The organism is Sphingomonas sp. JC676 (genome assembly GCF_014489075.1).
Taxonomy (GTDB): domain Bacteria; phylum Pseudomonadota; class Alphaproteobacteria; order Sphingomonadales; family Sphingomonadaceae; genus Sphingomonas.
In genome coordinates, this window is record NZ_JACTGR010000004.1 from 416,451 (window position 1) to 431,303 (window position 14,853).

Sequence of the window (14,853 nt, forward strand, 5' to 3'; positions counted from 1 at the left end):
GGTAGCGACGAGGCGTCCGACATCACAAGCCCGTGACGCCGGGATCGGCCGCAACCTCGATCGCGCGATGCCGTCGCCATGCCCTGCCTTCCATCCAGAGCGGGATCGCGGCGGCAAGCGCATAGGCCAGCGCGACGTGCAGGAACTGGCTGTCGGGCAGGTTGCCAGTCATGCCGAAGCCTGCAAGCACCAGAATGATCGAAGGCGCCCAATCGGGATGTCGAATCTGCGCGAAGAGTTGCCAGAGCAGCCAGCACAAGGCGGCCGCCGCCGCGAGACCGCCGATGACCAGACCGACCGACGAGATCATTACAAGGATCGTGTGCATGCAGCCGACTCCTTGAGGCAAACTATATCGTAGAACGATATAGTTTGCAAGGGCGGCGCCAGCGTTCAGCCGAGTCGGTCGAGCAGCTCGGTAAGCATCGGGCGCAGGCGCTTGATCTCCTCGCGATGGGTCGCCGAGAGCTGCCCGAGCAGCGCTTCGGCCTTGGGGGTCAGGGCGAGCAGTGCCTGGCGCCGGTCGTCGGGCGAGGGCTTGCGCGTGACCAGGTCCAGCGCCTCGAGCCGATCCACCAACCCCGTCGCGCTGTGCGGCTTCAGGATCAGACGATCGGCGACATAGCCGACACTGACCGGTGCGCCGACGGCACCGCGTATCGCGAGCAGCGCCTGATGCTGCTGCGGCGTCAGGCCGCGCTCGGCGGCGCGCCCCTCGCTGAAGGCGAGGAACTGGCGCAGCGCATGGCGAAATCCCGCCAGCGCGACATAGTCGTCGTCGGTCAATTCTTCCGCAGCGGCCATGGGCACGCGATCCTTCCATTGAATAATATCGTATTGCGATATACCTGCCCGAGCTTTCCTGTTCAGGCGAGTTCGTCATGTCTTCCAATACCCCACATCGCCGCAAATCCCGGCCGCTCGGCGACCACAGCGCCGACTGGAGGCTGGTGCCGCTCGCCGGTGCGGCACTCGTCATCGGGGCAGGCGCGGCGTGCGGCGCCTGGGCGCTGATAAAGCTGATCTCGATCGCTACCAATCTCTTCTGGTTCGGACGAGTCTCCGTTGCGCCCGCCGAGATCGTCGACGCGCAGGTGGGGCTGGCGATCGTAGCGATCCCGGTGATCGGCAGCCTGATCATCGGGTTGATGGCGCGCTTCGGCTCGGAGAAAATCAGGGGGCACGGCATTCCGGAGGCGATCGAGGCGATACTGTACGGGGAGAGCCGATTGTCGCTCAAGGTCGCGATCCTGAAACCGCTGTCCTCGGCGATATCGATCGGCAGCGGCGGGCCGTTCGGCGCCGAGGGGCCGATCATCATGACCGGCGGTGCGATCGGATCGCTGTTCGCGCAATGCTTCAAGCTGAGCGCGGCGGAGCGCAAGACCCTCTTGGTGGCCGGCGCCGCAGCGGGGATGACCGGGATCTTCGGCACGCCACTTGCCGCGATCCTGCTGGCGATTGAGGTCCTCCTGTTCGAGTGGAAGCCGCGCAGCTTCGTGCCGGTAGTGGTCGCCGTGCTGGTATCGTTCGGGCTGCGCCCGTTCCTGCTCGGGCCGGGGCCGCTCTTCCCCTTCGCCGCGGCGTCGGTCGGGGGGTGGGAGACGAGCGGGCTCGCGCTGGCGGTAGGGGTCATCGTCGGGCTCGAGGCGACGATCCTCTCGTCGCTGCTGTACCGCGTCGAGGACGCGTTCCACCACCTGCCGTTGCACTGGATGTGGTGGCCAGCACTTGGCGCGGTCGTCGTGGGGCTGGGCGGGCTGATCGACGCGCACGTGCTGGGCGCCGGCTATTCGAACATCCAGGCGCTGCTCGACGGATCGCTGCCAATGCGGGTCGTCCTGGCACTCCTGGTCGTCAAGGCGGTGGTCTGGCTGGTCGCATTGGGTTCGGGAACATCGGGCGGCGTTCTCGCGCCACTGCTCATCCTGGGCGGCGCGCTGGGCGTGCTGCTCGGCCAGTTCCTGCCGGGTCCGGTGGGGTTCTGGGCGATGATCGGCATGGCAGGGATCATGAGCGGCGCGATGCGGGCGCCGCTTACCGGCGCCCTGTTCGCGGTCGAGCTGACCGGGCATTTCGACGCGCTTCCGGCGACGATCGCGGCGTCCGCCGGCGCCTATGCGATCAGCGTGCTGATCATGCGACGCTCGATCCTGACCGAGAAGATCGCGCGGCGCGGCCGGCACATCCTGCAGGAATATACCGTCGATCCGCTCGATTTCATGCAGGCGGCGCAATTGATGACCCCGGAGCCGGACACGCTCGCTGGAGATATGCCGATCCGCGCGGCCGTCGCCTTCTTCGCCGATAGCGCGGTGCATCGCAGCTATCCGGTGATCGACGGGGAGGGGCGTCTGCTGGGTCTGGTATCGCGGTCCGATGCGCTGCGCTGGCAGGTCGAGGGCACGCTGCAGGACGTTCTGCTGGCGGAGGCCCTGTCCGATCCCATGCAGCCCTTCGCCTATGGCCAGTCCCCCATCGGCGAGGTTGCCGACATGATGGTCGAGACTGGCATCGGGCGCATTCCAATCGTCGACGAGGACACGGCGAAGGTTATCGGCATCCTCTCGCGGCACGACCTGCTGAAGGCTCGTAGCGCGCTGAAGCGTGCTGAGATGGAGCGATCCTGATCGGCCAGGGTCGTTCTGGCATGACCCGACGTGGCAGAACCGGCGGCCTCGGTGGACTCCGCGCCCTGCGTCTCGGCTGATTTCAAATGGGCGACCGTCTTGCGCGGCAGGGCCTGTCCGAAGCTGCGGCACCGACAGTGCACTAACCTGGCGAGCTCAGGGATCGCGACGTGAAGTCGTAGGCCGAGGCGTCGGTGATCTCGGCGAAGTCGCTCGCGCCGCGCGCGATCGCGACGCCGTGGATTGATGGTGGGTCATTCAGAAGATGGATGCTGGAATCGCTAGCCTTCGACCAGGGCGTCTCGAAGGCGGTCGCGCCAGTGCCGATGACATAGCGACCGTCATGTCGCCCGCAAAGGACAAGGCGGCTTGATAGGGGCACACTGCCCGACCCTCGGGTGCCGGCCCGGCATCATTCGACCTGAGCCTGCCGCGCCAGCCGCAGCCTCGACACGGGCAGGTGACGGTGCAGCCGGCGATACCGCTTCACCTGCACGCCGAGCACCCCCAACGACGACCTGATCGAGGCCGACGTCAAACTGGCGGAAGCGGTAGTTGACCTTCGGGTACAGCCCTTCGATCTGCGCGTGGATCAGGTCCACGGCGGATCCGCGGCCGCGCGGATAAATGCGCACGCACAATTGACGTCATATGCGTCCTTCGCGTTCGTGGTGGCCGCTAACGAATGGCCTCCCATCGCAAGTATCCATGGTCGGCGACGTGATGAAGACCGCTTTCAGGCTCGATGAATAGAAGGTGGACGACTGACATTGGGGCGCAAAGATGCCATGGACACACCCGAGTTTGCGGCCCCCGCATTGCCCTCGGGACCATCCGTGTTATCAACAGACCCCGGATGGGGGAGATAGCTGATGGCGACTTTTGTCCTGGTGCATGGCGCCTGGCACGGCAGTTGGTGCTGGGCGCGGGTAAGGCAGGCGCTCCACGAGCAGGGACACCGGGTGTTTACGCCGACGCTCACCGGGCTTGCGGAGCAAAGCCATGCGTTGTCCCCCGACATCGACCTTCAGCGGCACGTCGACGATGTCACTAACCTGATCCGTTGGGAAGAGCTCGATTCCGTCATCCTGTGCGGCCACTCCTATGGGGGTTGCGTGATCAGCGGCGTCGCGGACGTGGTGCCCGAACGGATCGCTGCCTTGATCTATCTGGACGCCTTCCTGCTGGAAGAGGGCGAATGCCTCCATGACCTGCTTCCCGCCGAGCACCGGGAGCTGCAAGTCAGCCTCGCGAATGAACATGGCGAAGGTTGGCGCGTGCCGCCGATCCCGGCCGAGATCTTCAACGTCAATGCGGTGGACCGCGGCTGGGTGGACCGGCAGTGCACGCCACAGCCCCTGGCCACCTTCCAACAGCCGCTCCGGCTGCGCGGCGGTCCCTCGCGAGTCGCGCGCAACCACTTCATCTATGCATCGGATTGGGAGGGTACACCATTCACCGCCTGTTATGACCGCGCAAGGGCGCGCGGCTGGACGACGAGCGAGATCGCGTGCGGCCACGACGTCATGCTCGACCGCCCGGAAACCCTCACGGCAGAGCTGATCGGAGTGGCGACCGCCCCCGCTTGACCTCACGGGGCTCGAAGTCAGCCTCGTCTTCGAGAGATGCGTTCGCAGGCGCGCCGGGCACCGTTCCGATGGGGACCAGATGGCAGACCGCTTCTGGGAAGATAGTAAATCGCGCCGCGCGTCAGCAACCATCTAATCTCAGACCCTTTCACTGCCCGATTGAACGACCGCTTCTCTATCGCGGTTTGTGTCAAGGGTCGCGCACCATGGAATGCCGCCGGAAGGCGGCACGACTGACGATGGTAGGCGCCGGCGATCGGAACGAGGGTATTAGGTGTCCTGCCGGGCATGAGGTCGTGCCAAACGGGGCTCGCGCTTCTCTCCGGGGTCGACGCTGCGGGCCGCCCCATGATGGGGTAAGAATGGCGGAGTGGATCAATCTTTCGGGCGCCCTTGCCGCTGGCGGCTGGGCTGCGGTCGTTACGATCTCACGCCACCTTCGTCCCCGTGAGGACCTCTTTGCTGCCGGGACAGAACCGGTTGAAAGCTCCTATCGTGGACGATCAGGCGATCGCTGCGGCGGCTCGCTGCCCCAGCGGAAGTCCGTGCCGTCGGTCCACATACGGTGGAGGATTACCGCCAGCCGGCGGGCTACCGCGACGATGGCGCGGCGCTGGCCGCGACGCTGTGCGACCCGCATGCCCCACGCCTTCAGCCATGACCAGCTCCGGCTTTGAGTGAGCAGGATCTGCGCTGCCTCGTACAGCATCGTGCGCAGCATGGTGTCGCCCGACTTCGAGATACCGCCGTCATAGTCGATCTCACCCGACTGGTGGCGCCGTGGCGTTAGGCCAACATGGGCGCCCACCGCCCTCGAATGGACGAAGCGCTGCGGCTGATCGACGGTCGCACGGTAGGTGAGAGCGACGACGGCCCCGACGCCAGGAGCCGTCATCAGCCGCCGACAGACAGGATCGTGACGGACGACATCGAGCAGCATCTTGTGCAGCCTGGTGAACTCTTGCCGCATGACGCGCCGGATGGTCAGCAATGGCTCGACAATGACGGCCAGTCTCGGCAGCCCCTCGACCAACTCACGGACACGCGTCTCGAACCCGGCATTGCCAACCACGCCGACCTTCAGGCCGAAGTTGCGCAACGTGCCGCGCAGATCGGCATCGACATCAAGCATCTTGCGCTGAACCAGCTTGCGCGCGGTCAGCAGCATCCGCTTCTCCTGGCTCGCCAAAGTCTTGACGTGCACCGGCTTGAACAAGCCGACACGCATCATCTCGGCGATGCCGCGCGCATCGTGCCGGTCGGACTTGTTGACCTGCTGCGCCTTCAGCAGCGACTTCATGTGCCGGGTCTCAACGCAGATCACGGGCAGGCCAGCCTCTGCCATGCCGTTCACCAGCCACTGCGAGAGCGGCCCGGCCTCGATCCCGACGCGCCCATAATCCACGCCGACCGACGTCAGCAGCGTGACGATGTCGTCCGGCTCGGACGGTACCTTCTGCTCGCACAACACCTTGCCGGCCTCGTCGACGACGCACACCGACGTCTCCTGCACCGACACATCCAGTCCCACGAAATGCGCCATCGCCGTCGCTCCTTCCCTCAATGCATGAGGTCATGTGCGACCTCACCAGCATCGTACGTGAAGGGCTGCAGTCTCCCGATCCCAGATAGCGCTGCAGCCGCCGCGATACACCATCTTTCGGGATCGTCGCGATCGCTCTCGAATGGCGACATTTGGGCGCTCAGCTGCTTTCAGATGTTCGAACGCAGGTTTCGAGGCCTCACGCCCCAATCAGATCTCGGATTCTGGCGCCGCGGGCGCATCCTATCGCCAGATTGCTTCCGCGCTGTACGGCGAGGCGCTTGTAAGCGCCGAATGGAGAGGCAGGTCCGATTTCCTGGTGCTGCGACTGCGCCGGCGCGCAGCCGAGGCACGGGCCATGGCCGCGAGGGCTGGCGGATGCTGCTGGGCGGCCGCCGCCTTTCGACGCCCCGAGATGGGCGTGGTTGCGCGCGGTCAGACCTGCACTTCGGTGAGCGTCGTCGTCTCCGGCTTGGTCAGGCCGCCCGCCTTGTACTGGGCAATGAGCTCTTCCTTACGCACGCGCAGCTGGTCGCCGAGGGCGTCCATGTCGAGGCCCGCCTTGCGGGCCTGGGCGAACATGCCCTCCATGCGCTTTTCTTCTTCCTCGACATGGTGCTCGATCTGCTCGGAGAGCACCTTGACCTTGGCGTCGTAGAATTCGTCGGAAGGTGCTCCCGCCTCGATCTCGGCGATCAGCACCTTGGCGCCGTCATGCTCGACATAGGCTTCCTTGAGCAGGTCGTCCTCCACCTTGCCTTCGCAGGCCGGATAGAAGATTTCTTCCTCGATCTGCGCATGGACGGTCAACTCGAGGCAGATCTGCAGCGCCAGCTTCTGCTTCTTGCCGTCGCCGCTCGCCTTCTCGAACTGCTCGAACAGATCTTCCACCGTACGGTGGTCCGCCTTGAGAAGGGCGATCGCATCCTGCTTGGAATCGGCCATGGAAAAGCTCCTTTTCATGCAGAACAACAGACGTCGCGACCGGTCGTTCCGATTGCGTGTCAATTGCGAGTCGTTCGCATGGCGGGCCCCAGGCCCAGAGAACCAAACCTAACCAGGTTATGGAACTAGATGGCGGGCGGGCGAACAATGTCCCGGCGGCCCGCTGAGCGCGGAATAGCTGCAGCCTCCCGGAGGAACGATCGTCCCGCCATGCGTTGTGTCCTAAAGGAGTGCCGCCATGACGAACCCACGCGATTCCGACGCCGATATTCCGCCCGAGGCAGGCAAGCGTCCCGTCTTCGCTACGCCGCTCGATCCCGAGGCAGGCGCCGAGATCGGCACCGACAAGAACGGCTATTCGGGCCAGGAATATGATTCCGCCGGCCAGGCCGAATGGCGCGCCGAGCAGGCGCGCCGCGCCCTGCCGGCCGACGGCACAGTCCATGGCAGCGGCGCTGGCGCCGGCGGCGGCAATCCCGGCGAGGATTACGATAACGACAGCCGGAACGGCTCGGGCTGTCCGCGTACCGGCGTGGAAGGCGAGGACAAAATCGCCGGCGAACCCTAACCTGCGTTGTGTACCCTTATCCAATTGATGCCCAAGGCTTTCTCGACCCCGCGCAAGGAGCGCGCAACGAGGGAGAGTCGGATGAGCATCTTGATCCTGTTCGGCATCGGCATCGCCTTCGGCCTGATCGCGGCGCTTCTGGATGGCCCGGGCAAGCGGCAGGTCTTCTTGCACGTCCTGATCGGGATCGTCGGCGCGATCGTCGGCGGCGTCCTCGTCGCGCGTCTGCTCGGCGACAAGGCCTATCACGTCAATTACTTCGATGCCGAGGCCATTGCCTGGGCGACGGGCGGCGCGGTGTTGTTTCTGGCACTAGCCAAGCTGCTCGGCGCAGGACTGGGCCGGCGCGCGGCCTAGGCGAGGCGCGCCAGGAACGGCGCCTCGCTTAGGCCGTCGAAGATGAACTGCACCGCGAGCGCGGCGAGCAGGATTCCCGACACCCGGCCCACCACGTCCGCACCGGTGCGGCCGAGCCTGGCGACGAGGCCCTCCGATGCCAGCATCGCCGCATAGGTCAGGACCAGGCACAGCGCGAGCATCGCGAGCACACCCGCGGCTTCGATCATTGTGCCGGTCCGCCCCATCAGCAGGACGATAGCCGACAGCGCGCCGGGCCCGGCAATCAGCGGGAAGGCGAGGGGGAATACCGCGATATCGCCCGGACGGCGGGCGTCGCGCTTTTCGGGCTCGCTGATCGACGAAAGCCCCGGACTCGAAAAGACCAGGGTCAGCGCGTGCAAGAGCAGCAGGATGCCGCCGGCGACCCGGAATGCAGGCATCGAGATATGAAGGAGCGAGAGCAGGATCTGGCCGGCCACGGCGAAGAGCAGGAGCACCATGCCGGCGATCGCGATCGAACGTGCGGCCAGCCGGAAGCGGTCGGGCCGGTGCACATCGGCGGTCAGCGAAGCGAAGATGGCGGCGGTCTCGACGGGACCGATCGTCACGAACACGGTCACGAAGGCGGAGAGGACGGACGGCGAGACATGCATGGGCGAAACTCCACGGCTCCTTACTCAAAATCGCGCACTTAGGATCGCTTCGGTCTGCCGCAAGCCCCTGGGAAGGCGCAACAAACGCCGCCATGCGAAGGTGCAATTTTTTGGCCGGGACGGTCTTGAAGCGCGCCTTGCGCTTCCTAATTCTGCCATCGCCGGTGCGTTCTCGCGGCCGGCATTGAGGGCGCCGGCTCTCTCCGGCGCTCCTTGTGACCAAGTTGCTCATAGGAGGATTTGCAAATGAGGACCAATTTCGACTTTTCGCCCTATCGCCGCTCGACCGTCGGCTTCGACCGGCTGTTCGACCTGCTGGAATCGAACGCGCGCGCCGATAGCGGCGACGGCTTCCCGCCCTTCGACATCGAGACCATGGGCGAGGACAGCTATCAGATCACGCTCGCGGTGGCGGGCTTCCGTGCCGACGAGATCGATATCGTCGCGCAGAACAACCAGCTGACCGTCAGCGGCCGCAAGGCCGAGGACAGCGATGGCGGGCGCTATCTGCATCGCGGTATCGCGACGCGTGCGTTCGAGCGCCGCTTCCAGCTGGCTGACTTCGTCGAGGTGCGCAGTGCCGATTTCGACAACGGCCTGCTCCGAATTGCACTGAAGCGCGAAATCCCCGAGGCGATGAAGCCGCGCCGCATCGCGATCGGCTCTGCCCCGCCGGCCAACGATCGGCTCGAGGGGCCGCGCTCCGAGCAGGAAGCCGCCTGAGGATGAAGGCCCGCCGCCCCGGCGGCGGGCCCATTGCCCCGACGTCAGGGCGCCTTGGTCAGGATTGCCGCGACCAGCGCGATCCGGTCGACGTCACGGTACGCGAGGCGCTCGAGCTCTTCGCCGAACACGTCGGGATCGATCTCGCGATAGCGCAGCGTGCAACTGCACCTTTGCGCGGCTTCGCCAAGCGCCGTCCGAAGCGCATCTTCGCACGCGACGATCGCGCTGCCCGTATAGAGGATCAGCCGCCCACCCGGCGCCAGCCGCTCGATCGCCGCACGCGCCATGGCGAGCGCCACTTCGCCGCCATGCATGCCGCCGCCGTCGCGGTACCGCCTCTTGGTCTCGTCGACGATATAGGGCGGGTTGGCGAGCGCCAGGTCGATCGGCCGCCCGACACTGGCGAGATCGTCGCCCAGCACGGTCTGAAGCGCGACGCCCGCTGCGCGCGCGTTGATCGCGGCGAGCCGGAGGGCTAGCGGGTTGACGTCGGTGCCAGTCGCCGCGCCCGCGCCCGACAGCTTGGCGGCAACCACGCCGCCGACCCCGGCACCCGTGCCGATATCGACAATATGGGCGTGCGGTCGCGCAGGCTGGCTGGCAAGTTCCGCCTCGATCAGCGCCGCGAACCGGTAGCTGTCCGGGCCGAAGAACACGGCGTCGCGTCCATCGGTGGGATAGGCCGAATGGAGGTACAGTTCGTCCATCAACGACGAGGCGCGCACGCGGCTGCGCAAGCGGCCGTCTCCGGCCGGTTCGAGCATGCCGGCCAGGTCGAGCAGGGCAAGCAGCTCGGGCTCCAGCAGCTGTGGTGCGAAGGGCAGGCTCCATCCGAGCACGTCGGCAAGCGAGCGCGCCGTCTCGCGGCCCGGGCGTGCCACGACGCGCGCGTGCGAGGCAGGCGTGGGCGTCACGAAACAATAACTGCGTTCGCGCAAGGCATCGATCAGCTGGAGCAGGACTCCATCCTCGGGATCGATGGCGAATCGTCCGCCGAGGCCGGCGGGTCCTTCGCGTCGCATCGTATCCAGCGGATTAATCGGCCGTCTCCTCGGATTGCGTGGCGGCCACGCCGGGGATTCCGCGCTTGAGATCGAACCTGTCGCCGTCGCTCAGTACATGAAGGCGCACATCGTGCATCGACAAGGTCCGTTCGGGCCGGGCCTCGGCGATGTTGGAGTGGGTAACACCGGAACCATCGACAATATAGACGGCGCCGGCGCCGATCACGCCGAAGCAACAACCCTCGACGACGATGGCGGTATCCTCATCGATGCCGATCCCCAGCACGCGCGGGTTCTGCGCGACGGCGCCGAGCAGCCGCCCGATCCGCCCCCGCTCGGCGAAATGCTGGTCGATGATCACATTGGGTAGGAGGCCGAGCCCCGGGGCCATGTGGAGATCGCCGACCCGGTGCGATTCCGAGCTGCTGCCCTTGGCCAGCATCGTCTCGCTCATCACCGAGGCGCCAGCCGAGGTGCCCGCAATCAGGCCGCCGCGCGCATGGAGGTCGCGAATCATGCGCTCGATCGGAGTGTCTCCGATCTGGCTCGAGATGCGAAGCTGGTCGCCGCCGGTGAAGAAGACGCCGGCCGCATCCTGCAAGATCTCCGCCAAACGTTCCTCGCGCGTCTCGCCGCGTTCGTTGACATAGAGCTCGACCAGGTTGGTCGCGCCAAGCGCCGCAAAGGCTTGCTGGTACGCGTCGAAATAGCCTTCCGGTTCGTGGCTGGCGACGGTGGCGATGACGAGCTTTCCGTCCCCGATCAGGTCGGCGACGTGCTTGAGGATCAAGCGATCATCCTTCTTGTCCTCATGGCCCCCGATGATGATGAGGGGCCCCGCTTGGTCAGTCATGGTCGAGGACATCCTTTAGTTCGCTGGAATGGAGCGCGGCCCGTGCGTCGGGCAGCCAGCTTGCATGGAGGGCGAGCGCGAAATGTTCGCTATTATGGGCAACCCCGATGCGGCCGGTCTTGTCGATCACGATCGCGCCCGCTTCGCCGCCAACCCGGGCGAGCCGCGCGATCGCTGCCTCGGCGGCGGGTGTCGCCGTCTCAGTCTCCAGCGCCTGCATGACCCGCGCGGCGAGCAGCGTGCGCAGGATGCTCTCGCCGTCACCCGAAAAGGCGACGCCGCCAAGCTGGTCGTCGGCGTAGAGACCCGCGCCGGGGATCGGAGAATCGCCGACCCGCCCGGGATGCTGGCCGCTTAGCCCGCCGGTCGAAGTCGCTGCCGCGATGTGCCCGGCGGCATCGATCGCGACGCATCCGACGGTGTCATGCTCGATGCTGCAGGCCGGGAGGGGGAAAAGGCGCTCGCGCGGCTCGCATAGCGGCACGCCTTGGTCGCGGGCGAAGCGCTCGGCGCCCTCGGCGACCAACAGCACCGGCACCGCTTCGAGCATCTTGGCGGCGGTGCCGATCGGGTTGCGGATCCTGCGCACCGCCGCAACGGCTCCGACAGCGAGCGTCGTTCCATCCATGATAGCGGCGTCCATCTCGATATCGCCGTCGGCGTTCGGAACCGATCCGATTCCGGCATTGAAGTTGGCATCATCCTCCAGACAGCGCACCGCGGCCTCCGCGGCCGCGAGCGCGCTGCCGCCATAGCGCAGGACCTCGGCACCCGCCTGGGCGGCGGCCAGAGAACCCGCGCGGTTCGCCTCCGCCTGGTCGGGTGCGACCGACTTCGCGCCGCCATGGACGATCAGCGCCCAGCATCCATCCGCGTCATGCATGGGCTGCGGCCTCTGGTTCGGCGAAGGCCATAGCGGCGGCCTCGAAATCAAGGACCTGCCGCCAGACGCGCTCGACCGCCGTCGGCATCAGCACGACCAGATCGCCGGGTGCCGCCATGCGCAGGCATGCCTCGGCCGCCTCATGCTCGTCGACGATCCGCCGGATGCGGTCCGGCGAAAGCCCGGAACGTAGTGCTGCGTCCGACATCAGTGAGGTGACTTCGCCTTCCTGCCGGCCGCGCCCGTCGGGCGCTTCGCGAAACACGATCTCATCGAAGATCTTGCCAGCCAGCCGGCCCATCTCGGCGATGTCCGTGTCGCGCCGATCGCCCGGGATGCTGACCATGCCAATCACGCGCCCGTAGCGTTCGCGCATCTTGTCGATGACCTGGCCGAGCGCGCTGAGGCTGGCGGGATTATGGGCATAGTCGACGATCACGCGAAAGCCGTTGCCGTCATCGACATTGAGCCGGCCCGGGCTTTCCTCGAACGAGGAGGTGAAGCTCGCCAGCGCACGCCGTACCGTGTCCACGGGCACGCCGTGCGCCAGCGTCATCGCCGCGGCCGACAGCGCGTTCTCGATGTTGAATTCGGCGATGCCGCCCAGCGTCGCCGGGATTTCCGCCGCCGGCATCATGCACGCGCGCGCGCCGCCGCGATGGAGGACGATCGTGCCGCCATAGGCTCCGGCCTCCCGGACGACCGCCATGCCACCGCCCTGGACATGATCGCGCAGCCAGCTCGGCATCAGCGTATCGCCGAACATCGAGAACCAAACGATCTTTCCGCGCGCATGCCTGGCGATCCGCCGGCACATCGGATCGTCGGCGTTGAGAATCGAGTGGCCGCGCCGCGCTACGCTTTCGACGACCACCGACTTGACGTCGGCCAGGTCCTCGAGTGTGTTGATGCCCTTGATCCCCAGATGGTCGGGCGTGACGTTGAGCACGGCGCCGACATCGCAGCGGTCGAACCCCAGGCCCTCGCGCAGGATGCCGCCCCGTGCGGTCTCGAGCACCGCGGCGTCGACCTTCGGGTGGCGCAGGATGCTGCGCGCGCTCTTGGGCCCGCTGGCATCCGCTGCCTTGGTCAGCCGGCCGTCGATATAGATACCGCTGGTCGTGCTCATGCCGGTGGTCTGGCCGTGCTCGCACAGGATGCGCGAGACCATGCGCACCGTGGTCGACTTGCCGTTGGTCCCGGTGATCGCGAAGATCGGGATGCGGCTGCGGGAAGGGCGCGGAAACAGCGCGTCGATCACCGGGCCCGCCACATCGCGCGAGCTTCCGCCCGACGGCTCGAGATGCATCCGGAAGCCTGGCGCGGCGTTGACCTCGACGATCCCGCCGCCGGTCTCGGTGACCGGCCTGGTGATGTCGCTCGACAGGAAGTCGATGCCGCAAACGTCCAGCCCGACCACTGTCGCCGCCTGCTCGGCGACCGCGATATTGTCGGGATGGATGACATCGGTGCGGTCGACCGCGGTGCCGCCGGTCGAGAGGTTGGCGGTCTCGCGCAGCACCACCTGCTCGCCCGCCATTGGCACGCTGTTCAGCGTCTTGCCGCTCTTGGCGAGCAGCGCCTCCATCGCCGCGTCGGATACGATCCGGGTCAGGACATTCTCATGCCCCATGCCACGGCGCGGGTCGGCGTTCACATCGGCGATGAGCTGCTCGATCCGGTGCATCCCGTCGCCGATCACGCGCGCGGGTACGCGCTCGGCGACTGCGACGACCTTGCCGCCGACGACGAGGATGCGATGATCGTTGCCGGCCACCTGCTGCTCGACGATCACCCGGCGCGAATGTTGGGCGGCGCGCTCGAACGCCGAGCGGACCGCGGCTTCGGAATGGAGATCGGTGCTGACGCCGCGGCCATGGTTGCCGTCGAGCGGCTTGACCACGACGGGATAGCCGAGCTGCGCTGCTTCCTCGGCAGCCGCATCGACGGTGCGCACGACCGTGCCGCGAGGCACCGGCAGGCCGGCCTCGGCCAATAGGCGCTTGGTCAAACTCTTGTCGGCGGCGATCTCGACCGCGATGTGCGCGGTCGCGCCGGTGATGCTCGCGCGCAGCCGCCGCTGGCGGCTGCCATAGCCGAGTTGGACCAGGCCGTAGTCGTCGAGACGCAGCACCGGGACGCCGCGCGCCCTGGCGGCCTCGACCAGAGCGCGGGTCGTGGGGCCAAGCGCCGTCTTGCGGAGCAGCAGTCTGAGTGCCTCGACCATCGCTGGCACGTCGCGGGCATCTTCGATGGCGGGCGCGCCCAGCATGCGGAGGCCCTCGACCCGGTCGAGGCCTTCGGGGAGCAGCGCGGCGATGAGCTGGATCGCGTAGGCGCCGGCGGCCAGCGCCGCGGTTTCGTCGCGATATTCGTAGAGGATGTTGTAGACGCCGGCCCGGTCCTTCACCGAGCGGGTCTTTCCGCGCGTAACCGGGCTGCCGGCCAGGGTCTGTAGCTCGAGCGCTACATGTCGATGATGTGGCCGAGCCAGGTCCCGTCGCGCAGCCGGCGAAGGAACCCGCCGGGCTCGCGGTAGCTGCAACCATGATTGGAGAGGCCCGGCTGCAGCTCGACCAGCTGTTCGGCAAAGCAGGGCAGCCGATCGCTCGGCCAGCCCTCGAGTTCGCCAAGGTCGATCTGGACCCGGACCATCGGCCGCACGGAATAGAGGTGCGGGCCGCGGTATACGCTCCGCTCCAGCACCCTCATCCCGCGCGCGCCATCGGCTTCGATCGCTCGGGCCATGCCCGCTCGCCGCTCCAACGCCGTCATATCTGCCCCATGTGATCGGCCGAACCAGGCCGTAGTCGGGGCGTAACAAGGGGGCGCGCAGCCAGGTTCCGGAGAATTGAGCTGACCTTAACCCTTGTTATCAAGAAAAATCCGCAGCCGTGGAGGGTGCATGGGCAGAAAGGCGATCGCGTGACCGGTGCGTGAAACCTAATGCAAGATTATGTGTTGCGAGGTTCCGGCTCTTAACGTGGTCGCGTCGGAACAGGGTCCGGCGCGAGCGAGGATGATGCAGATAGCGCATAACCGCTCCCGATCGGATGCGTCCGTGCCGGCAGGCCTCCGGCTTCGGGCCACCGCGCCCCGGCCCCGGCTGTCAGGCGCCGG

13 protein-coding genes and 1 pseudogene are annotated in these 14,853 nt (G+C 66.7%); 5 read left to right on the forward strand and 9 right to left on the reverse strand.

Annotation, left to right across the window (positions count from 1 at the left end; all coding sequences use genetic code 11):
* Positions 1-22 precede the first annotated feature (22 nt).
* Both IAG41_RS15465 and IAG41_RS15470 read right to left on the reverse strand, forming a co-directional pair.
* Positions 23-328: a hypothetical protein gene (locus tag IAG41_RS15465; RefSeq protein ID WP_187729542.1), complete on the reverse strand. Its 306-nt coding sequence runs from the start codon at positions 326-328 to the stop codon at positions 23-25.
* Positions 329-393: 65 nt separating this feature from the next.
* On the reverse strand, positions 394-804 hold the full coding sequence (locus IAG41_RS15470) for a MarR family winged helix-turn-helix transcriptional regulator (RefSeq protein WP_187729543.1): 411 nt from the start codon (positions 802-804) through the stop codon (positions 394-396).
* A 77-nt stretch (positions 805-881) separates the two neighbouring features.
* Between IAG41_RS15470 and IAG41_RS15475 the strand changes: the two genes are divergently transcribed.
* Together IAG41_RS15475 and IAG41_RS15480 are read left to right on the forward strand one after the other, a co-directional pair.
* On the forward strand, positions 882-2,630 hold the full coding sequence (locus tag IAG41_RS15475; protein WP_187729544.1) for a chloride channel protein: 1,749 nt from the start codon (positions 882-884) through the stop codon (positions 2,628-2,630).
* An 872-nt stretch (positions 2,631-3,502) separates the two neighbouring features.
* Positions 3,503-4,219 carry an alpha/beta hydrolase gene (locus tag IAG41_RS15480; RefSeq protein ID WP_187729545.1) on the forward strand — a complete coding sequence of 239 codons (717 nt, stop codon included), beginning with the start codon at positions 3,503-3,505 and terminating at the stop codon, positions 4,217-4,219.
* A 490-nt stretch (positions 4,220-4,709) separates the two neighbouring features.
* Here IAG41_RS15480 and IAG41_RS15485 read toward each other — a convergent pair whose 3' ends face one another.
* Complete coding sequence (locus IAG41_RS15485; protein WP_187729546.1) at positions 4,710-5,762, reverse strand: IS110 family transposase; 1,053 nt, start codon at positions 5,760-5,762, stop codon at positions 4,710-4,712.
* A gap of 435 nt (positions 5,763-6,197) precedes the next feature.
* Positions 6,198-6,707: a hemerythrin domain-containing protein gene (locus tag IAG41_RS15490; protein ID WP_187729547.1), complete on the reverse strand. Its 510-nt coding sequence runs from the start codon at positions 6,705-6,707 to the stop codon at positions 6,198-6,200.
* A gap of 238 nt (positions 6,708-6,945) precedes the next feature.
* Between IAG41_RS15490 and IAG41_RS15495 the strand changes: the two genes are divergently transcribed.
* Together IAG41_RS15495 and IAG41_RS15500 are read left to right on the forward strand one after the other, a co-directional pair.
* Complete coding sequence (locus IAG41_RS15495) at positions 6,946-7,275, forward strand: hypothetical protein (protein ID WP_187729548.1); 330 nt, start codon at positions 6,946-6,948, stop codon at positions 7,273-7,275.
* An 81-nt stretch (positions 7,276-7,356) separates the two neighbouring features.
* Complete coding sequence (locus IAG41_RS15500) at positions 7,357-7,632, forward strand: GlsB/YeaQ/YmgE family stress response membrane protein (protein ID WP_187729549.1); 276 nt, start codon at positions 7,357-7,359, stop codon at positions 7,630-7,632.
* Here the strand turns inward: IAG41_RS15500 and IAG41_RS15505 are convergent.
* A complete protein-coding gene (locus IAG41_RS15505; protein WP_187729550.1) occupies positions 7,629-8,267 on the reverse strand; it encodes a MarC family protein in 639 nt (212 codons plus the stop codon). The two genes, IAG41_RS15500 and IAG41_RS15505, sit on opposite strands and share 4 nt — an antisense overlap.
* A 246-nt stretch (positions 8,268-8,513) precedes the next feature.
* Here IAG41_RS15505 and IAG41_RS15510 point away from each other — a divergent pair, with 246 nt between their 5' ends.
* A complete protein-coding gene (locus IAG41_RS15510; protein ID WP_187729551.1) occupies positions 8,514-8,990 on the forward strand; it encodes an Hsp20 family protein in 477 nt (158 codons plus the stop codon).
* 44 nt (positions 8,991-9,034) lie between these two features.
* Here the strand turns inward: IAG41_RS15510 and IAG41_RS15515 are convergent, their stop codons facing one another.
* The 4 genes and pseudogenes from IAG41_RS15515 to cphA all read right to left on the reverse strand — a co-directional run bounded on the left by IAG41_RS15515 (position 9,035) and on the right by cphA (position 14,508).
* Entirely contained in the window at positions 9,035-10,015 is a 981-nt protein-coding gene (locus IAG41_RS15515; protein WP_187729552.1) for a methyltransferase, read from the reverse strand.
* Between the two features lie 13 nt (positions 10,016-10,028).
* On the reverse strand, positions 10,029-10,850 hold the full coding sequence (locus tag IAG41_RS15520; RefSeq protein WP_187729553.1) for a cyanophycinase: 822 nt from the start codon (positions 10,848-10,850) through the stop codon (positions 10,029-10,031).
* On the reverse strand, positions 10,843-11,733 hold the full coding sequence (locus IAG41_RS15525) for an isoaspartyl peptidase/L-asparaginase family protein (protein ID WP_187729554.1): 891 nt from the start codon (positions 11,731-11,733) through the stop codon (positions 10,843-10,845). Before IAG41_RS15525 ends, IAG41_RS15520 begins: the two co-directional genes overlap by 8 nt.
* Positions 11,726-14,508 (reverse strand): annotated as a pseudogene (gene cphA, locus IAG41_RS15530) (cyanophycin synthetase). Before cphA ends, IAG41_RS15525 begins: the two are co-directional and overlap by 8 nt.
* Positions 14,509-14,853 lie beyond the last annotated feature (345 nt).